Raw genomic sequence first — 20291 nt, forward strand, 5'->3', positions numbered from 1 at the left:
TATGTGCGCTGTCGCAAATGGGGAAAGGAGCCATTGTTGGCTCCTGTTATTTGATTACTCTAGTGGTTCGCTTTGTTTACTGCCGTTCAAAGAACCACCCAGTAACTTGAGTAATTGCTGTTTATCCGCATCTGAGCTATTGCTTAACTGTTGGAAAAACTTACTCATATTGATGTTTTTTAGTGTTTCAGAGGACGCATTGGCACCAGCAAGCACCCCTTTTAGGTCGTCCATTAAGTTTCGCTCACCATTCAAATGATCTTTGAATACCGTTTGCACTGTTTTGCTTTCACCAACTAAGCCATCGATTGACTTACCTACCGTAATGGCATTCATGAACTGGTTAAAGAACTGACCGTCGCCACCCATAAAGTTGATATCAGCACCACTTAGCGCTTTACCTAATACTTCCGCTTGGCTTGCAGAAACGTGCTTGTTCGCTTCGATATTCGCAAGCGTTAGCTCTTTTTGCTGATTTAGCTGTAGTGTAAAGGCTTCGTATTCACGGGCCTCTTTGTCCATCTTATTAAGTGCTTCAAGTTTTTCTGTAAGTCCCTTGGCTTCTGCGGACATCTTACGCTCAAGATTGATGGCTTCTGCTTCACCTTGTTTTTCAATTGCTTCGGCCATAGCGGATTGTATCTCAGCTTCAGCCATGCCAATTTCACGTTTACCTTGTGCTTCGGCTTCGCTTTGTTTCTTCGTCGCTTCTGCCATTGCCGCTTGTACTTCGGCTTCTGCACGGCCAATATCACGTTTACCTTGTGCTTCGGCTTCAAGTTTTTGCTGCAGCACTTTCGCGTCAGTCTCACCTTGTAGTGCGCTTGCTGTCGCTTTCGCTTTGATGATATCCGCTTCTGCTAGTCCAGGGGCTGCGGCTTCAACTTGTGCAGCTTCTGCAAGAATTTTCTTAGATTCTGCTGTTTGATTAGCAATGCGCAGTTCGGCCGCTGCCATTTTTTCCATTTCGCGTGCTTTGAATTCGGCTGCCTGCTCTTTGGCTTTAGCCGCTTCAATATCTTTAACCAGTGCTTCTTCGGCTTCTGCTTGCGCAAGGATAATTTTTGCTTGCTTCTCACGCTCGGCTTCGGCGATACATTGCACGTCCTTGATGCGCTCTTGCTCTTCGGCAACGGTTTTTTCAACCGCAACGCGTTCGCGCTGTACATCTGCAATTTCTTTTTGCTCGACTTCTAGCGCTTTGGCTTTTTGAATACGTAAAATCTCTGTTTCACGCTCGCGTTCGATGATTTCAATTTCACGAGAGCGTGCCACTTTTTCTTCTTCAATAGCTAGCAGGCGAAGGCGGTTTTGCTCTGCAACGTCGATTTCCCGCTGTTTATTATGCTCGGCAATCGCGATGGCTTCGTCTGCTTTGAGACGAGCTTCTTCGGCCTTTAAACGCTCTTCGTGTTTAACGCGCTCTGCTTCTGCTGCCTCTCGAGCACGCACTGATTCGATTTCTCTGCGTTGTCTTGCGCTGGCATCTTCTCGTTGACGCTCTACTTCCGCTGCCTTTTCAAACGCCGCTTGATTTTGGTTATCAATTTGCGCTTTCTCATCGCACTTAAGTTGGTTAGTTTCAACGTTTTGACGTGCAGTTTTTTCGGTAATACGTCGAATACCTTCAGCATCAAGGATATTATTTGGATCTAGTTTATCGATGGAAGTCTGCTCAAGATAATCAATCGCCACATCTTCCAATGTGTAGCCAGATAAATCCTGACCAATCACTTCTTTAATCGAATCGCGGAACTCATTACGGTGGGTAAATAGTTCCTCAAAATTCATCCGTTTACCAACGGTTTTAAGGGCCTCAGAAAACTTAGCCTCAAATAATGCTTGTAACGTTTCTGGTGCAGACGCGCGAGCACAGCCAACCTGTTTTGCAACACGGAGGATGTCTTCTTTGTTTTCATTTACGCGGATATAAAAAGTAATGGCAATATCAGCACGGATATTATCTTTACAGATAAGACCGCTGTTTTCGCGGCGCTCTAGTACCATGCGGTTAGTGGAAATGTCCATGACTTCCATTTTATGGATCACGGGTAATACAACACCACCTGTAGTTGTGACATCTGGCTCGTTTTTCATCTTGTTGATGATCAACGCCTGACCTTGTTCGACCTTACGGTAGAACTTTCCAATCAAAAGTAGAATGGCGAATATAATTACAATGGCTATCCCCGCGATTGCGAGTACCGGTCCGAGGTTGTTTAGAAATTCCATGCTTGTTCCTGCTTTTCGCTATATTATTTTGAGTCAGAGTTGCGTTGTACAACACTCACTCTTGCCTAAATTCAGTTATTTTTTGTGTTAAACCAATCACATTTAGTCAATCAGCGTATTCATCCAGCCAATCGAATAAATAAATAGGGCTACCAAGGTTTTGCGACGATGGTGTAGCTATGAGTTGACTCATCATGTTCGATGAGTAGCGCACTGTCTCCTAGGGTAAAGGTGTTGTCTTCATCTGAGCGCACTTCAATTAGTTGCTCAGTTCCTTGAATATAGACTCTGGCTTGGCCAAAGCTGTGACTAACTCTAGAGGTGGCGATGGTGCACTCGAGCCCGATAAGTGCATGTTTGGATGTCGTCTCTTGGCTTTCAAAAAAGCGTCGTAATGGTCTAACCAAGAGGGCTGTGAGTGGCAAGGCAGCAATAAGGCTTGCAATCATAAATGCAGTGCCCGTTAAATAATAAAAAAAGCCATCACCGAGTAAGTAGGCAAAAAACTGCTGGACATAGAGGCTGATAATCCAGCCTAATGAAATGATAATACTCAATGAGATGCTCAAAGGAACGCCACCAAATGCTAGTTCCCAATATGAGCTACTTGAAGCACTCTCGGCTTCAATATCGACGTCACCTTCTAACATATCGAGATCTGCTAATCCAAGTAGTGCGATTAACCAAAACAACAGCACAATGATTAGTAAGGTCGAAAAAATGACCGTAGGAAAGGTAAATGCGGTATTCAAAAACTCCATTTGCGCTCCTTAATTCCTTGAGTTTGCAGTTTGATCTGCGAGTGTTTAGCTTGGCTCAGCGTGATCAAGTGCAGGTTAGTTTCTCAACGTGGTTGAGCTTAGCATCATATTGATAATGGGATGATCTGGTAACGTGAGTAGCGAGTGCGCCGGTAAGAATTGTGACGCTGTAGGAACGAGTCCGAGAGGCTAATCATTCAGCTTAACAATCATCCATGCATAGGGGAAAAATTCACCTTGCGTATCTAAATTTGCCACAGGTAGACATATTATGTCAAACAGTTTTTGCTGTTGTAATAGCCAGTTTATTCAAGTCAGTGCAACAGTTGGTTTTGTTTGTAGTAAGCGCTAACAGGTGTCATTAGCGCTAAAAACATGGCAGCTATATTTATACGTTATCGAACAGGGTTTTCACTTTATCTAATGTAATATCAATTTCAGAAACTTTTGCTGGTGCGATAAAGATAGTGTCATCCCCTGCAATGGTGCCAAGCACGCCATCAGCAGTTCCAAGAGAGTCCAACAGCCTAGCAATAAGTTGTGCAGCGCCTGGACTGGTACGGATGATGATCATCATTTCATTATGCATGATATCAACAACTAACTGACGCAATGGGCTTTTCGCAGTAGGAACACTCATTTCAGCGGGCAAGCAGTAAACCATTTCTTGTTTGGCATTGCGTGTACGCACGGCGCCAAATTTACTCAGCATGCGCGACACTTTACTCTGACTGACATTGTCAAACCCTTGTTGTTTTAGAGCATCAACAATTTCACCTTGAGAACCAAAGTTTTCTTCTTTTAAAATCGCTTTAAATGCTTTGATCAGTGCTTCTTGTTTTTCTTGCGGCTGCATAGTCTGTCTTCTTTTACGGCTAATCTTTAAATTCTACACAAAACTACTGGGATTCCCAAATTTGCGCGACCAAAATGGCTGTCGTAAAGCGTAAGTGTACAAAGTGTCGCGATCTTTACACTTTTATTTAAGACATTAGTCAAAAAATCTCGAAAATAACCGTGATTAATTTGTGTTTAACAGCGCTTTTCATTATCTTTACTGCACACTCAATTCCACCTTCAAATTATGGAGAATTCAAATGAAAGTTGCTGTATTAGGTGCCGCTGGCGGTATCGGTCAAGCTCTATCTTTATTGCTTAAAAATGGTCTTCCAGCTGGCTCTGAGTTAGCGCTTTACGACGTTGCACCTGTTGTACCTGGTGTTGCAGTTGACTTATCTCACATCCCAACTGCGGTAAAAGTAGCGGGTTACGGTAAAGATGACCTAGACCCAGCTCTTGCTGGTGCTGACGTAGTGCTTATCCCTGCGGGTATGCCTCGTAAGCCTGGTATGGACCGTGCTGACCTTTTCAATGTTAACGCTGGTATCATCAAAACACTTGCTGAAGGAATTGTTAGAAACTGTCCTAAAGCTCTAGTTGGTGTCATCACAAACCCAGTAAACGGCACTGTGCCAATCGTTGCTGAAGTTTTCAAAAAAGCAGGCACTTACGACCCAGCTCGTGTATTCGGTGTTACTACACTTGACGTTATCCGCGCTGAAACCTTCATTGCAGAACTAAAAGGTCTAGATGTTTCTGAAGTTAAGATCCCAGTAATTGGTGGTCACTCAGGTACTACTATTCTGCCGCTTCTTTCTCAAGTTGAAGGCGTTGAGTTCACTGATGAAGAAGTAGCAGCACTAACAACTCGTATCCAAAACGCGGGTACTGAAGTTGTTGAAGCTAAAGCGGGTGGCGGCTCAGCGACACTTTCAATGGGTGCAGCAGCAGCACGTTTCTGCTTCTCACTCGTCAAAGGCCTACAAGGTGAAGAAGTACTTGAGTATGCATACGTTGAAGGTAACACAGGCGATGCAACATTCTTCGCTCAGCCAGTTGTTCTTGGCAAAAATGGTGTAGAGAAGCTACTACCTTACGGTGAGCTAAGCGCGTTTGAGCAAAAAGCAAAAGACGACATGCTAGCGACACTAGAAAAAGACATCAAAGAAGGTGTTGATTTCATGGCGTAAAAGCCAGATTGAAAAAAACCAGTCACTTTCCAGTGACTGGTTTTTTTATGTGTGATGCTTTTTAGTGAAGTATGCGGGCTCTTAGTGTGCCTTCCACAGCGCTTAGTTCTTTCAATGCAACTTCAGAGTGGTCGCTGTCTACATCAATAACAACATAACCAATTGACTCATCGGTTTGCAGGTATTGCGCTGCGATATTGATCCCGTGTTGAGCAAATGCTTGGTTAATCTGAGTGAGTACACCAGGGCGGTTAATGTGCACATGCAACAACCGACTTCTGTTTGATAGTTCAGGTAGTGAAACCTCTGGGAAGTTCACTGCGGTGACGGTGGAACCATTATCAGAGTACTTCGTCAATTTACCCGCTACTTCTACGCCAATGTTTTCTTGTGCTTCTTGTGTTGAGCCACCAACGTGTGGGGTGAGTAGTACGTTGTCAAACTCACGTAGCGGTGATACAAATTCCTCATTGTTAGACTTAGGCTCAACTGGGAATACATCTATTGCTGCACCGGACAATTTCTTGGCCGCTAATGCTTCTGCTAAGGCATCAATATCAACCACAGTGCCGCGAGAGGCGTTGATTAGGATCGCGCCTTGTTTCATGACTTCGATTTCAGCCATTCCAATCAGGTTTTTTGTCTGCGGAGTTTCTGGCACATGTAAACTAACCACATCTGCACGTTGCAGCAGTTGGGTTAGCGTAGGAAGTTGAGTGGCATTTCCTAAGGTTAGCTTGTCTTCAATATCGTAGAACTCGACATTCATACCGATATTTTCAGCCATAATACCAAGCTGAGTACCGATATGGCCATAACCAATAATACCAAGTGTTTTGCCGCGAGCTTCGTAAGAACCGTCGGCTGATTTATCCCACTCACCGCGGTGTGCCTTAGCATTGCGTTCAGGGATGCGACGAAGCAACAGTAAAATTTCGCCAAGTACTAGTTCTGCGACGGAACGGGTATTTGAAAATGGGGCGTTGAACACCGCGATGCCACGCTTTTTAGCCGCATCTAGGTCTACTTGGTTAGTACCAATACAGAAGCAGCCAACCGCAACTAGCTTTTCAGCTTGCGCTAATACTGCTTCCGTTAGATGAGTACGTGAACGGATCCCAACGAAGTGGGCGTCTTTGATCCGCTCGATAAGCTCAGGCTCCGGTAAGGATGTTTTAACATAGTCTATGTTGCTATAACCGTTGCGTTTTAGTGTTTCTACGGCACTTTGATGCACGCCTTCTAACAACAAAATTCGAATTTTATCCTTTGATAACGAAACCTTGCTCATCTGTAATCTCACTAGTTGATTTTAGGCCCTTCAGGAGTGCCTGTTATGACAATGTCGGCGCCGCGAGCGGCAAATAGGCCATTTGTTACAACGCCAACAATCTGGTTAATTTTTTCTTCAAGCGCTTTAGCCGCGCTAATTTCAAGGCCATGTACATCTAAAATAACATTGCCGTTATCGGTGATCACACCTTGGCGATAAACAGGATCACCACCGAGTTTTAGTAACTCTCTTGCCACGTAGCTACGCGCCATTGGGATCACCTCAACGGGTAATGGAAATGCGCCTAGTGTCTCGACGTGTTTGCTACTATCAACAATACATACAAATTTTTTCGCAACAGCAGCGACGATCTTTTCTCTTGTTAACGCTGCGCCACCACCTTTAATCATTTCATTGTGGCCGTTAATTTCGTCTGCACCATCTACATAAACTGCCAGCTCTGATACATCATTTAATTCAAATACTTCAATACCAAGTGCTTTTAGCTTTTCGGTTGAAGCTTCTGAGCTCGAAACCGCGCCCTTTATTTTGTCTTTGATGCTACCAAGGGCATCGATAAAGTGGTTAACGGTAGAACCTGTGCCAACCCCAACAATGGTATTTTCTTCTACGTAATTTAATGCTGCCCACGCCGCGGCTTTTTTCATTTCATCTTGAGTCATAACGCTACACTTAGTTGTTATTGAAGTTGCACAGAGTATAACTCAATCAAAGTGCTAGCGTCATGGTCAAAAGCAGCTCAAAAGGTGCTTAGCTTGTTGCACTTAATTATTTCTTTGGCCAAGTGTATAAGCGGGTTGGGGTAAGGATCATTGGTAATGGCACATCCCAAGCTTCTGTCGGCAAGCTTGAAACGCGCTGACAGTCATGAGCCAGACCTATCAACACTGGCTTATCTCGCTGCTCAGCATAATGCTGCGCCAATGTTCTATCATAATACCCGCCGCCCATACCTAAGCGGTTTCCATGCTCATCAAATGCAACCAAGGGCATCAAGAGAAAATCTAGCGATGCAAGAGGTGCTACTGCTGAGCAATCTAACTTAGGTTCCAAGATAGCATAGCGATTTGACTTCATGGGTGAGTTTTTTTCATATTTCTGAAAGAGCAAGTTAGCGCCATTGAACGGGTGTATTAAGGGGAGGTATACACTGTGATTTTCTGACCAAAGTGATTGAATTAAAAGAGAAGTGTCTAGTTCGCCATCGTTTTGTGTATAGAGCCCAATACGGGCCTTTTTTGGTGGTTTTATGTGTTGAAAAAAATTAAAGTTGAGTTGGGTTGCTGCTGTTGACTGCTCCGCGTCTGTTAGCGAATTTCTTAGGCTTCTTATCACTTTTCTCAACTCACCTCTTGTAAGTTGAGATTTATTAATGTTGGTATTAAATTTACTCATTCTAAAGTAAGCAACTCAGGGAAAAACAGACTAACGCCCAGTAAAATAAATAAAATAATCAGTACGGCAAGTAAATAATAAAGCCATGTTTTCGATTTAGGAGGTGGCGCTGGATCGTACTCTAGCTCGTCGAATAACTCTTTCGACTCCCACTCGTCTTCCATAGTGTCGTCTATTTCACTATTTTGATTTGTGCCAAGGCGTTGCTCAATATCTTCTAAGCGTTCTTCAATCCGAATTAAGCTGCTAGTGATATAGTCTAGCGCTTCAAAGACTCGCTCTTGATCTGGATTGGTGACAGCAGAGGGCGTTTGGCTTTGCAGCTTCGCATTAATGCCAACACTGGCAAGTAGTTTTACCTGCTTCAGTGCTTTTGCTTTATCTGCAGGAGCAAACAGTGTTTTACCAGCATAGAATTGCTGGATCTTGGAAGGTGAGGTTTTCAGCCGTTGCGCAATTGCGGCTGCTGCGCTTTGCTGATCCTTACCGTCGGCCATGCCAACGAAGACGACTTTAAACTGCTCGTTCATGGTGCGTGCCTAAGTTGTGGTTGATAATACTGAGTATATCTAGATTATAGGTAACTGTAGAAGGATAAAAGGAAATTTTTACGATTTAAGATAAGTGACCGCTTGCGCGGCCACAGGTTGGTGGGAATTTAGTACAACGCAGATTGTTCTGCTTTGGGTATTGTTTTTAAAATAAACTCACGCAAATCGTCATTCGACTTTTGTAAGTCTTCATGACGCAGGTACATCATATGTCCCGAACGGTAGCCTTTAAAGCTGAGGCGATCACGCATCTTGCCACTTGGATCGAGTTGCCACATGTTATATTTGGCATCAAAGTAATTCGTTGCCCCATCATAATAACCTGACTGGATCATGACATTGAGGTATGGGTTTTGAGCCATAGCCAAACGTAACTGTTCCCCGACATTGTTATCGCTACTATCCCATGGGTGAACGGAGCCAAACATGTTGTATTTTACGTCCGTTTTATAATTGAGCTCGGTGGCAAAGTAGTGGTTAATCGCCGGTGTAAATGAGTGAAGCCAAGATGTGAGCTCTGGCCAATAATCAGGGCGAGAGCCTGCATCTCTTTTATCAATACCAAGGTAACGAGAGTCTAGTCGGCCAAGCGTAACGCCACGATCACGCAATAGCTCTTTCCAAAACGCTGCGGTAGGAATATCTAGATTGTTTTGGGCAACAAATAATTCGCTCAAGCCACTATATTTCGCGACCGCTGTAATAACACTTTGCTTTTCTTGCTCACTGATAAACGAGCCCTTTGCTAAGGCAGGTAAATAGTGATTAATTGTGTATTGCTCAACTTCTTCTAATACTTCTAATAAGTCTTTGCGCTGAAGCTCGGTTGGTAATGCTTTATGATACCAAGCTGCGGCAGCGTAATAAGGTAAACGGTTCGCTGCTTTAACTGGGCCTTGGCGCTTGATCCCGATATCAGTAGGTGAGACTAAAATAACACCGTTTAGGTATAACCATTGGCTATTTTGCATAGCATGCGCAAGCCCTGAAACACGAGTGGTGCCGTAGCTTTCGCCGATCAAGTATTTAGGAGAGAGCATGCGCTGGTTACGGTGAATAAAGGTATTTAGCCATTCTGCTAAATACTTTACGTCAGCGTTGACACCAAAAAATAGCTTGGTTTGCTCTGCTTTACTTGGGTATTCACCCTCAGCATTTTTTAATACGCGAGAATAGCCTGTATTGACTGGGTTTACATACACTATATCGGCAACATCCAGCACTGAGTATGGGTTATCCTTTAAACCATAAGGCTGTAAAGGGTAACCTTCGTCATCAATTTTTAATACTCTTGGACCAGTATAGGCAATGTGCATCCAAACTGAAGCAGAGCCAGGACCGCCGTTGAATGAGATTAACAGTGGACGCTTACTCATGTCTTTTACTTTGGTACGTTTGTAATAGGTGTAATGTAGGGTTGCAATTGCATCACCATCTTCATTCCATACTGGTTGCGTACCAGTCGTTGCGGTGTAGTTGATGCGTTCACCCTTGATTTCGGCTCGATGCTCGGTTGTGATTTTATGATCTATCTCAATTGCGCGGTTGTGTTCATCAGCTATGCTAGGCATTGATAATAAAGCACAACTCACAAGCAATAGGGGTAGTAGTTGTTTCATTGCTTCCTCGGTATTGCATTAGTTATCTCTGCATTAAAGAAGTATTTCAGGTGAAATTCAAAGCCATTGAGACAAACTGGATGAAAAAAACGGCAAGCGTGAAAATGCTGGTTCTCATCTTGTTTATCATTGCGTAACAAATTTGAGCTGATTTGGTTTTTTTTAGTGCTAGATTCGCGTATATTTAATACTTAATTATGTAGTAATAAAGTATTTAGCTTCGTTAAATTCTTGTTTCACTGCGCTTCTCGTTGTACTTAAGAGATTTCATTCCATGCAAAGAATTTTAATTGTTGAAGACAGTAAGGTCGTGCAGCAGGTATTGCGACACCTTGCCGCTCAGCATCTAGATGTCGAAATTGATTTTGCTTGGTCACTCAAGGAAAGTAAGGCCTTCTTAGCTCAGCATCAATATACTTTGGCGCTGGTGGATTTAACACTACCCGATGCGATGGACGCAGAGGTGGTGCAGCTTACCCTTAGTCAGCAAATACCCACTGTTGTTTTAACTTCTAAAATTGATGAATATAGCCGGCAGCAAATGCTGGAGATGGGGGTAGTCGATTACGTGATCAAAGATAATCGCGACTCATACTTATATGCGGTTAAACTGGCCTCTCGATTGCTCAGAAACCAAGGGTGCAAAGCGCTTATTGCAGATGACTCAGTTATCAGCCGAGCGGTTATGAAGCAAATGCTAGAGAAGCAGCTGTTCACTGTACTAGAGGCGCAAGATGGTGAAGAGGCGCTAGATATGCTGCTCTCAGACCATGACATCAAGCTGTTGTTGACGGATTTTGCAATGCCAACGATGGATGGTTTTGAGTTGGTGAAATCGGTGCGAAATAGCCGTGGCCGCGATGAGCTTGCCATTATTGGCTTATCAGGGGCAGGCAGCCATGGACTGTCGGCTAAGTTTATTAAATATGGGGCAAACGACTTTTTAGCAAAACCGTTTATGAGCGAAGAGTTTCACTGCCGTATTATGCAAACGATGGAACAATTAAACCTGATCGCTGAAATTAAAGAATACGCGCACCGTGATTATTTGACCGGGCTTTATAATCGTCGCTATTTCTGTCAACAAGCGGAGCGTTTAATAAAAAGTAAGCCAAATCAGTATACTCTGGCGCTACTAGACTTAGATCATTTTAAATCAATTAATGACCAATATGGTCATGAGAGTGGTGATGATGTTCTCCAACAAGTTGCAGACTTACTACGTAGTGCTTTTGGTCATTATATTGTTGCGAGGATCGGTGGTGAGGAGTTCGCCTTGTTGATCCCAAGCTCAGATATTGCGCTTGCAAAACAAATGTTGGAAGATTTTCGCGAGCGTCTGGCAAAACAAGCCTTTGCTATCACACAAGGTCAGTATTTTTGCACTATTAGTATCGGCGTTGCCACCTGCCAATCAAAAAGCTTGAGTGAAGTGATGCGCAAGGCTGATAAAGCCCTATACCAAGCCAAAGATAAACAACGGAATTGCGTTATCGCACATTAGTTTTGCGCAAGGTGTCCATTTTTGCACCAACTCAGTTCAGGCTTTAAAACAATGCACCTTAATGGTGCATTTTTTATGCACAAAAATCGTCATTTGGTTTTAATTCATTGTTAATTAAGGACTAAAAAATTTGGCACAAAGGTTGGATTACAGCATGTAACAGGATCAACTGTCCTAAGGGGACTCAGCATGAAAATGATAAGTGCAATAATAAAACCATTTAAGCTCGATGAAGTACGTGAAGCTTTAGCCGATCTGGGGATTGAAGGGATGACAGTGGTTGACGTTAAGGGGTTTGGACGTCAACGCGGTCACACGGAGTTGTATCGTGGCGCCGAGTATCAAGTCGATTTTATACCAAAAATAAAAATAGAAATTGCGACATTAAGTGAAAACGCAGAGCGCGTTGTTGAAACGGTGACCAAAGCAGCCTTCACAGGAAAAATCGGTGACGGCAAAATTTTTGTGTATGACCTAGACCAAATCGTGCGGATCCGTACCGGCGAACTTGACGAAGAAGCAATTTAAGGGGATCCCAACGATGGAAAATGCAATCATAGAACTACAATTTTCGTTAAATACCTTTTACTTTCTGATCTCAGGGGTGCTGGTTATGTGGATGGCGGCAGGGTTCGCCATGCTTGAGGCCGGACTCGTTCGTTCTAAAAATACCACAGAAATATTGACTAAAAACATCGCCTTGTATGCCATTGCTTGCACTATGTATCTGCTCATTGGCTACAACATTATGTATGTTGATAATGCCGAGGGCGGTGTCCTTCCAAGTCTTGGCGCACTAATTGGCAGTGCTGCTGCCGATGCTGATCATGCCTTACAGTCTGACTTTTTCTTTCAAGTTGTGTTTGTGGCCACCGCCATGTCTATTGTGTCTGGTGCCGTAGCCGAGCGAATGAAGTTGTGGGCATTTTTAGCGTTTTGTGTGGTACTCACCGGTTTCATTTATCCGCTAGAAGGGTATTGGACTTGGGGGGGAGGCTTCTTATCTGAACTTGGATTTGTGGACTTTGCAGGATCAGCCATCGTTCATGGTGCTGGCGCTGCAGCGGCGCTAGCAGGCGTGTTGTTACTCGGGGCACGTAAAGGCAAGTATGGTAAAAATGGCGAAATCTATCCAATCCCAGGCTCTAACATGCCCTTAGCTACGCTCGGTACTTTCATTTTATGGATGGGATGGTTTGGTTTTAATGGGGGATCTCAATTATTCCTAGCCGATAAAGAAAACGCTATCGCGGTTAGCCAAATTATGCTCAATACCAATGCGGCTGCGGCAGCTGGTGCAGTAGCGGCACTGTTGGTGTGTAAAGTGATGTGGGGCAAAGCTGACTTAACCATGGTACTCAATGGTGCACTAGCGGGTCTTGTAACAATCACGGCTGAGCCTGCTTCTCCTACACCTGTGTTAGCGCTTATTCTCGGTGCGATTGGCGGGGCACTAGTCGTATTTAGTATTGTTGCGCTAGATAAGGCGAGAGTGGATGATCCGGTAGGAGCAATCTCTGTTCATGGTGTGTGTGGTGCGCTAGGGGTAATGATGGTGCCATTTTCAAATTCAGACGCTACATTCCAAGGGCAGGCTGTGGGCTTAGTGACTATTTTAGGGTTTGTTTTCATCGCATCTTATATTGTGTGGAGCGTGTTAAAGGCGAGTATGGGGATCCGTGTTGGCGAAGAAGAGGAATTAAGCGGAATGGATCAACATGACTGTGGTGTAGACGCCTATCCAGAGTTCGTGACAGTTCGCGGACAGTAATACCAATTGGCTCTCGGTCAATTATAAAGTTCTCGTTGTCTAAACAAAGTGAGTCCGGTGGGCTCACTTTTCTTTTTGAAATATTATTCTGCTTTCAGCAGTTGTTAATTTAGGTTACCCTACTATCTTGCGATTCATTTTTCAGTTTTACTTGGGTCATGACGGATAAAAAGAAAAAAACACCTACCAAAAAGTCAAACGTCAAGGCGAGCACATCGCGTAAAAACAATACCCAAAAAAACGTTTCTAAGGTGCAAAGAGTTAAAAGCCGCGTATTGAGCACGTTGTGGTCTTTATTTTGGAAAGGCACCATTGCGACCATCTTTGTGGTGGCGATCTACGTTATTTATCTCGACGCCAAAATTAGCAGGCAATTTGAAGGCAATAAATGGGAGTTGCCGGTCCAAGTGTATGCCCGAGCTATGCAGTTTTTTCCGGATCAATTCTTAAATGAAGAAGAAGTGCTTTGGGAGCTCAAACGACTAAATTACTCAAGAGTGAATCGTATAAGTAAAACGGGGCAATATACCGTTCAAGGCCGTACTATCACGATCCACAGACGAGCATTCGAGTTCTACGATGGTCCAGAAAGCGCGCGTATTTTTACCCTGAATTTCGGTGGTAAGAAGCTAGCCAGTATTGTCGATAATCAAGGAAGACGCATAGCGAACGCCCGTTTAGAGCCTGTACAGATTGCACGAATTGGCAATGAGACTCGCCAAGATAGAGAATTTGTACCGTTTGATAAATTTCCAAATATCTTAAAAGAAACGTTATTGGTTGTTGAAGACCGCAACTTTTATGAACATCACGGCGTTTCTGTTTTATCTATTTTGCGTGCGCTTTATACCAATATTAAAGCAGGCCGTACCGTGCAGGGCGGAAGCACGCTCACCCAACAGCTAGCCAAAAATTTCTACCTTACTCGTGAACGAACCTTGATACGTAAAATTAATGAAGCTTTTATTGCGCTGATATTAGATTTTCGCTATAGCAAAGATGAAATTCTCGAAGCATATCTGAATGAGGTCTTTTTGGGCCAAGCATATAATCAAGGTGTGCATGGTATGGGGTTGGCGGCAGAGTTTTATTTTGCCAAACCGGTTGATGAATTGGAGTTTGATCAAGTTGCTATGCTAGTGGCCATGGTTAAAGGACCTTCATTTTATAACCCCAGACGTTACCCTGATAGAGTAATGGAAAGGCGCGACCTAGTCTTGAGGTTGATGGTTGAAAATGGCTTGATCACAACCCCAGAATACCGTGCATCGCTTGCTAGGCCAATTGACGTAGAGCCACTAAAAGCAAGTCGCCTGCAGTCTTATCCAGGTTACTTAGAGCTGGTTAACCGTGAACTGAAAAAGCTTGTGCCGGATGATGATATGGTGGATTCTGGCTTACGGATCTTCACCTATTTGGATTTGCAAAAACAAACCGCGATGGAAGACGCAGTGAAAAAGGGGCTACCTTATCTTGAACGTCGTTTAAAACGGATGAATTAGAAACCGCAATGCTCTCGGTTAATGTCGAAAAGGCGGGAGTATCAGCGCTGGTTGCGGGACGACAGTTAAAGTTCTCAGGCTTTAACCGAGTATTAGATACCGAGCGAAACATCGGTTCGTTAGTTAAACCTGCTATTTATCTGAGTGCGTTGTCAGATCCAAATTATCACCTAGGCATGTTACTTGATGATAGTCCTCTTGAGGTAACAGATGGTTCTGGAAAGGTATGGTCGCCTGAAAACTTTGATCATAAATTCAGAGGCCAAGTGCCCATGTTTGAAGCTTTCAGTAACAGTATTAATATTCCGGCAGTAAACCTTGGCTTGGATGTTGGCGTAAATCGTGTGGCACAAACTCTGAATGAACTAGGGGTTGATAAGTCTATTCCACTTTATCCATCTTTGTTACTTGGCGCGCTGGAATTATCTAGCTTTGATGTTGCTGAAGCATACACTACCCTTGCAGCTGACGGTAAACACAGTGAATTGACGAGTGTTATGGCCATTACTGATTCGGTAGGCAAGCTACTTTTCGAACATTCAGCTCAGAAAAGTCAGACACTAGATAGTGATGCGGTGTATATGACCAAATATGGTATGAAGCGAGTAACAAAAAAAGGCACGGCTAAGCGACTCAATTTGCATTTCCCGTCTATTCAACTGGCAGGTAAAACTGGGACGAGTAATGACTTACGAGACAGCTGGTTTGCGGGCTTTGATCAAAACACGGTTACCGTTGCTTGGATCGGACGAGACGACAATACTCCCACAGGGTTGACGGGGAGTAGGGGGGCACTGGAACTTTACATTCGCTACCTGAAACCACTGAACCCTCAGGCGATTGTGGATGAGCGTCCAAGTTCAATTCGTTGGGCCTTTATTAACCCAAAAACAGGCAAGCAATCTCCACCTAGTTGCGGGCCTGTATTACAGTTACCTATCCGAGCTAGCATGTTTGAGCCAAGACCTGAGTGCTGAACAGGGTCTTGGCGTTTGCTCATGCTTTAAACTTGTCGATTTCTTGGTTTAAAGTATGGGATAACTGACCGAGCTTTTGTGCATCACTTTGGGTTGCTCTTGCCGAGCCTAAAGTATGCTGAGCCAAATTACTAATTTCTGATGACTCACTTAGAGCATGCTCAGTGGCCTGGGTTTGCTGCTGCACCAGCTGGCTGATCAACTTACCTTGGTCATCGATGTCGCGCATGCTTTGTTCTGCGTGCTGAAGCACTTCATTGGTTTCATTGGCTGCGATAACGCTTTGAGCCATATTATCTTCACTGCTTCGCATTTTATCTTGTGTGTCTCTCGACGCTGCCTGCAAAGACTGAATAATATTGTGGATCTCTTCAGTTTGTTGTTGGGTTCTTTGTGCAAGGGTACGCACTTCATCAGCCACAACTGCAAACCCTCTGCCTTGTTCACCTGCTCTAGCAGCCTCTATTGCTGCATTCAGTGCCAGTAAGTTGGTTTGTTCCGCTATCTCTCTAATCGCAGAGCTAACTTGGCTGATATTTTGTGTATCCTCTGCAAGTTTATCCAGCGCGGCACGGCTTTGTTGAAACTCGGCTTGTAACTCAGTCATTTGCCCTGCCAGCGCGGTGGTATTAACACTGCTTTGTTTCACTTGGGTTGCCGCTACCGATGCCAGCTCAGTGGCGCTGAATGCCGCTTCTTCAACAGAGCGAGCAGACTGAGCCATGTTTTCTAGCGAATGATGGATAGATTGAATTTTATTTTCCTGTTGCGCGACGTCTTTTTCGGTGTCTTGGCTTATTTTATTGAGAGTTGTTGTTGCTTGCTGCAGTTCATCGCTCGTCAGCCTGACATTGCCAAGCAACGAGATAAAGGCCGTAAGGACCGCATTAAATTGTTCAATAATTTGGCTTAACTCATCTGAGCCTGTTGTTGCGGCTTTGATGCTTAAATCCCCTCGAGAAGCGCTTTGTGCTGCCTTTGAAAATGTGGTGATAGTGCCCATAAACGATAAATAAAAACCAATCATGAGATAAATAGCTATTAACAGTGCAAAGACAGAGGCCAATGCGACGGTGTTTCTGATCCACTGTTGTTGACTTTGTTTTTCAGCAACTAACGTAGCTAGTGCCGGTGTGGCGGTATTAACAAACTGTTTGATGGCATCGCTGGCGCGTTGGTAATGACGCGTAAATTGAGCCTGTGAGAGTGCCAGTTCGTCTGGGTCGAGTAACCCAGTTTTAACGGCGTTTTGATAATCCAATAAGCTAGACTCAAGTTCACTCAACGGCAGGCTTAACAGCTTGTTGAGTCGCGGATTATCATTCATGGCGATGCTTAACTTACCAGTAAATTGTTTAGTAACCGCAGGTAAGCCCTTATGTAAATTGGAAAGTGCGATAAAGCTATCTGGTGTAAAGCTGCCTCGGCTTAGTACGGCGCTTGCTTGTACTTCAATTTGATTGATTTGTGCTATCAAAGTCGGTGTCGATTCAACCAGTGTTCGGTTGAGGTAACTACGGCCCAGATCATCGTCAACAGCTAATTGTGAAGCAATGGAAAGTTGCTCCAGCGCACTAGCGTTTGGCGCAGTGACCTTAGGGAATGTTGCCCGATTAAGTAAATTAGAATTATCGGCGATATTACCGTCTAAAATATTTTCCAGCATGTTAGGGTAGAGTTTAAGCCCTTGACGCTGTGTTTCACTCACAGTAATAGAGTGATTAAGCACACCATTTAGAAAAAATAAACTGAGGCTCAAGGGTAATAATAGCAAGCCAAACACCACCGCCATTTTGGTTTTATATTGCAACCTTGCCATCAAGCGAGTTGCAGGCTCTATGAGTGTATTAAATCCAGCCATCACTTCCTCTGTATGTTCCGTTTATCGTAGGTGCTGAAAAGCACGTTCTTATACCACTTAGTCTTGATACCTATTTAATTTGAGATAGCAAGCCAGACGCTAACTGCGTCTACATTTTTTATTTAACCAGATGTTTGGATAAGAAATGAGGTAACTCATTGTTTTTAAAATCACATTAAATTATTTCCTTATCTAGCCTAGGCAGAGCGTTTTGGGGATAACTCCGCTCTCGCGTCATGCTACCGCCCTGATACCTACATCCATGTAGGCAAGGCGGATTTACGCACCAATAGCTGGCTATTGGCAGTGAATTCAACGCATTTGTCGACAAGATTTTCTCGCCTCAAGCTAGATCACTTTATTAAGCAAACTGACATAAGTAGACCGAAGCTTTTAATAAGTTTATTCAAAGGGTAGCTGAAAAAACAAAAAAAGCCCTGAACGGGCTTTTTTTAATATGATTAATTTTGCTTATAGTTTGGCAAATGCACGCTTTGCAGCGTCGATGGTTTTTACAATTTCTTCGTCAGAATGCATTGTGCTTACGAAGCCAGCTTCGAATGCCGATGGTGCTAAATAAACGCCTTCTTCTAGCATTAGATGGAAGAACTTTTTAAAGCGCTCTAAATCACATTCCGTTGCCTGTTGGTAGCTAGTTACTTTTGTAGCTTCGGTAAAGAAGAAGCCAAACATGCCGCCTGCGTAGTTAGTCGTAAGCGCGATACCCGCTTCATCAGCAGCGGCTTGGAAGCCTTCACACAGTGCTTTACTCTTTGCTTCAAGCTCTGCGTGCAAGCCCTCTTCTGACAGTAGCTCTAGCGCCGTTAAACCAGCAGCCATGGCGATTGGGTTACCAGACAGCGTACCGGCTTGATAAACAGGGCCAACAGGGGCAATGTAATCCATAATCTCTTTTTTACCGCCAAACGCACCGACTGGCATACCGCCACCAATCACTTTACCTAAACAGGTAAGGTCTGGTGTGATATTGTAGTACTGCTGAGCGCCACCGAGTGCAACACGAAAACCGGTCATGACTTCATCAAAGATAAGCACACTTTGATTGTCAGTACATATTTCGCGTAGCCCTTCTAAGAAGCCTTCCACAGGTGGAATACAGTTCATGTTTCCAGCAACAGGTTCGATGATCACACAAGCGATTTGATCTTTGTACTGATCAAAAATCGCTTTGACTTCATCAAGGTTATTAAATGAAACCGTTAACGTATGTTTGGCAAAATCGGCTGGGATACCTGGTGAATTTGGTACGCCCATGGTCAGTGCACCAGAGCCTGCTTTCACTAGCAGTGAGTCAGCGTGGCCATGGTAACAACCTTCAAATTTTAAGATTTTATCGCGGCCTGTGTAACCTCGAGCAAGACGGATCGCACTCATTGTTGCCTCTGTACCAGAGCTAACCATGCGTACTTTTTCAATTGATGGTACAAGTGCTTTTACTTTTTCCGCCATCAGGATCTCGGTTTCCGTAGGCGCACCATAAGATAGGCCGTTTTCAACCGCTTCAAGCACAGCTTGCTTAATTTTAGGGTGGTTGTGTCCTAAAATCATTGGGCCCCAAGAACCAACATAGTCGATATATTGTTTACCGTCGGCGTCATAGGTATGAACGCCTTCTGCTTTGGTAATAAATAGTGGCGTACCACCAACACCATTAAAAGCGCGCACTGGAGAGTTTACGCCTCCAGGGATTGAATCTTGGGCGCGTTTGAATAAGTCTTGACTGAGAGTCATAGTCGATCCTTTTTAGCTTTCACGTTTGCGGCTAAACCAAGGTACTTCTACCTCGTATTTTTCCACTTGGTTTTCAACACCTAGCGTCAGGGCAAAAAGTGCCATACGGATCAATACACCATTTTGAACTTGGCGGAAGATAGCTAGGTTGTCGTTGTTATTTAGGTCATTGTCTAGCTCGTTTGCATCACTGCGGCTGTCGCGTGGTAATGGATGCATTAACACTGAGCTAGGTTTACAGTGGGCGTCATAAATCGCTTGGCTAATTCTAAAGCCGCCACGGTATTTATTTGCCTCTTCTTGAGAAGGGAAGCGCTCTTCTTGAATACGTGTTTGGTACACAATATCGGCAGCTAGGTTACCTTCCATCTTAGATACCACTTCGATACGGTGGCCGGCATTGTCAACCACATCTAAAATAGATTGCGGCATTTGTAAGCCATCCGGTGCAACCATAGTAAAGCGAATATTCTTGTAGTGACTGAGTAATTTAGACAGTGAGTGAACGGTGCGGCCGTATTTTAAATCACCAACGAGTGCGATATGCATACCATCAATGCCAGCCCCAAAGCGGCTAAGTTCTCGGTCAATCGTCAACAGATCTAGGAGTGCTTGAGTAGGATGTTCATTGGGGCCATCACCACCGTTGATCACTGGCACATCAGAGCCTGTTGCAAACTCGGCAACAGAGCCTGCGTCTGGGTGACGCATGGCAACTGCGTCGGCATAGGCAGAAATAACACGCGCAGTATCATAAAGAGATTCGCCTTTCGCCAGTGCAGAGCTTTGCATACCTGTAGTTTCACGTACTAAGCCACCTAAAAGGTTAAACGCAGTACCAAAGCTAACACGGGTTCTGGTGCTTGGTTCAAAAAACAGATTTGCCAAAATCGCCCCATCGAGTACTTGGGTACGTTTTTGCTTTTTTGCATAAGGTTCCATTTTTTTAGCAATGGAGAAGATGTGTTCAATAGAATCTCTGTCTAGTTGATTGACAGAAAGAATGTTTTCACCTTGGAAACTGAACATTTGGCGATTCCTA

The 20291-nt window shown here is 44.1% G+C and carries 15 protein-coding genes and 1 pseudogene; 5 read left to right on the forward strand and 11 right to left on the reverse strand.

All coding sequences use genetic code 11. The features are described 5' to 3' along the window. Nucleotides 1-54 precede the first annotated feature (54 nt). From CEX98_RS09210 to argR, 3 genes are all read right to left on the reverse strand, one after another. Nucleotides 55-2232 carry a flotillin family protein gene (locus tag CEX98_RS09210; protein ID WP_099641781.1) on the reverse strand — a complete coding sequence of 726 codons (2178 nt, stop codon included), beginning with the start codon at nucleotides 2230-2232 and terminating at the stop codon, nucleotides 55-57. 149 nt (nucleotides 2233-2381) lie between these two features. Further along, nucleotides 2382-2993 (reverse strand): OB-fold-containig protein, encoded by a 612-nt coding sequence (locus CEX98_RS09215; RefSeq protein ID WP_099641782.1) that lies wholly within the window; start codon nucleotides 2991-2993, stop codon nucleotides 2382-2384. 388 nt (nucleotides 2994-3381) lie between these two features. Further along, nucleotides 3382-3849, reverse strand: a complete 468-nt coding sequence (gene argR, locus CEX98_RS09220; RefSeq protein ID WP_095729866.1) for a transcriptional regulator ArgR — start codon at nucleotides 3847-3849, stop codon at nucleotides 3382-3384. Between the two features lie 241 nt (nucleotides 3850-4090). Between argR and mdh the strand changes: the two genes are divergently transcribed. Continuing rightward, complete coding sequence (gene mdh, locus CEX98_RS09225; RefSeq protein ID WP_099641783.1) at nucleotides 4091-5023, forward strand: malate dehydrogenase; 933 nt, start codon at nucleotides 4091-4093, stop codon at nucleotides 5021-5023. A 61-nt stretch (nucleotides 5024-5084) separates the two neighbouring features. On the opposite strand, the gene serA is transcribed toward mdh, so the two are convergent. The 5 genes from serA to CEX98_RS09250 all read right to left on the reverse strand — a co-directional run bounded on the left by serA (nucleotide 5085) and on the right by CEX98_RS09250 (nucleotide 9882). Next, nucleotides 5085-6314: a phosphoglycerate dehydrogenase gene (gene serA, locus CEX98_RS09230; protein WP_099641784.1), complete on the reverse strand. Its 1230-nt coding sequence runs from the start codon at nucleotides 6312-6314 to the stop codon at nucleotides 5085-5087. Nucleotides 6315-6325: 11 nt separating this feature from the next. Then, nucleotides 6326-6979, reverse strand: coding sequence for a ribose-5-phosphate isomerase RpiA (gene rpiA / locus CEX98_RS09235; protein WP_099641785.1), 654 nt, complete (start codon nucleotides 6977-6979; stop codon nucleotides 6326-6328). Nucleotides 6980-7085: 106 nt separating this feature from the next. Then, on the reverse strand, nucleotides 7086-7712 hold the full coding sequence (locus tag CEX98_RS09240) for a 5-formyltetrahydrofolate cyclo-ligase (protein ID WP_099641786.1): 627 nt from the start codon (nucleotides 7710-7712) through the stop codon (nucleotides 7086-7088). Then, nucleotides 7709-8242: a hypothetical protein gene (locus CEX98_RS09245; protein ID WP_099641787.1), complete on the reverse strand. Its 534-nt coding sequence runs from the start codon at nucleotides 8240-8242 to the stop codon at nucleotides 7709-7711. The genes CEX98_RS09240 and CEX98_RS09245 overlap by 4 nt, the downstream gene beginning before the upstream one ends. A 128-nt stretch (nucleotides 8243-8370) precedes the next feature. Next, complete coding sequence (locus CEX98_RS09250; protein WP_099641788.1) at nucleotides 8371-9882, reverse strand: S10 family peptidase; 1512 nt, start codon at nucleotides 9880-9882, stop codon at nucleotides 8371-8373. A 274-nt stretch (nucleotides 9883-10156) separates the two neighbouring features. On the opposite strand from CEX98_RS09250, the gene CEX98_RS09255 reads away from it, so the two are divergent. The 4 genes and pseudogenes from CEX98_RS09255 to mrcB all read left to right on the forward strand — a co-directional run bounded on the left by CEX98_RS09255 (nucleotide 10157) and on the right by mrcB (nucleotide 15636). Further along, nucleotides 10157-11386, forward strand: coding sequence for a diguanylate cyclase domain-containing protein (locus CEX98_RS09255; protein ID WP_099641789.1), 1230 nt, complete (start codon nucleotides 10157-10159; stop codon nucleotides 11384-11386). 189 nt (nucleotides 11387-11575) lie between these two features. Further along, nucleotides 11576-11914: a P-II family nitrogen regulator gene (locus CEX98_RS09260; RefSeq protein WP_099641790.1), complete on the forward strand. Its 339-nt coding sequence runs from the start codon at nucleotides 11576-11578 to the stop codon at nucleotides 11912-11914. A 13-nt stretch (nucleotides 11915-11927) separates the two neighbouring features. Continuing rightward, nucleotides 11928-13157: an ammonium transporter gene (locus CEX98_RS09265; protein WP_099641791.1), complete on the forward strand. Its 1230-nt coding sequence runs from the start codon at nucleotides 11928-11930 to the stop codon at nucleotides 13155-13157. Nucleotides 13158-13315: 158 nt separating this feature from the next. Next, nucleotides 13316-15636, forward strand: a pseudogene (gene mrcB / locus CEX98_RS09270) (penicillin-binding protein 1B). 19 nt (nucleotides 15637-15655) lie between these two features. Here mrcB and CEX98_RS09275 read toward each other — a convergent pair. From CEX98_RS09275 to CEX98_RS09285, 3 genes are all read right to left on the reverse strand, one after another. Next, nucleotides 15656-17497, reverse strand: a complete 1842-nt coding sequence (locus tag CEX98_RS09275; RefSeq protein ID WP_099641792.1) for a methyl-accepting chemotaxis protein — start codon at nucleotides 17495-17497, stop codon at nucleotides 15656-15658. A 471-nt stretch (nucleotides 17498-17968) separates the two neighbouring features. Next, entirely contained in the window at nucleotides 17969-19249 is a 1281-nt protein-coding gene (gene hemL / locus CEX98_RS09280) for a glutamate-1-semialdehyde 2,1-aminomutase (RefSeq protein ID WP_099641793.1), read from the reverse strand. Between the two features lie 12 nt (nucleotides 19250-19261). Further along, nucleotides 19262-20278, reverse strand: a complete 1017-nt coding sequence (locus CEX98_RS09285; protein WP_099641794.1) for an aspartate carbamoyltransferase — start codon at nucleotides 20276-20278, stop codon at nucleotides 19262-19264. Between the last annotated feature and the right edge of the window lie 13 nt (nucleotides 20279-20291).

It is taken from the genome of Pseudoalteromonas piscicida (assembly GCF_002744175.1).
Classification (GTDB): Bacteria; Pseudomonadota; Gammaproteobacteria; order Enterobacterales; family Alteromonadaceae; genus Pseudoalteromonas; species Pseudoalteromonas piscicida_B.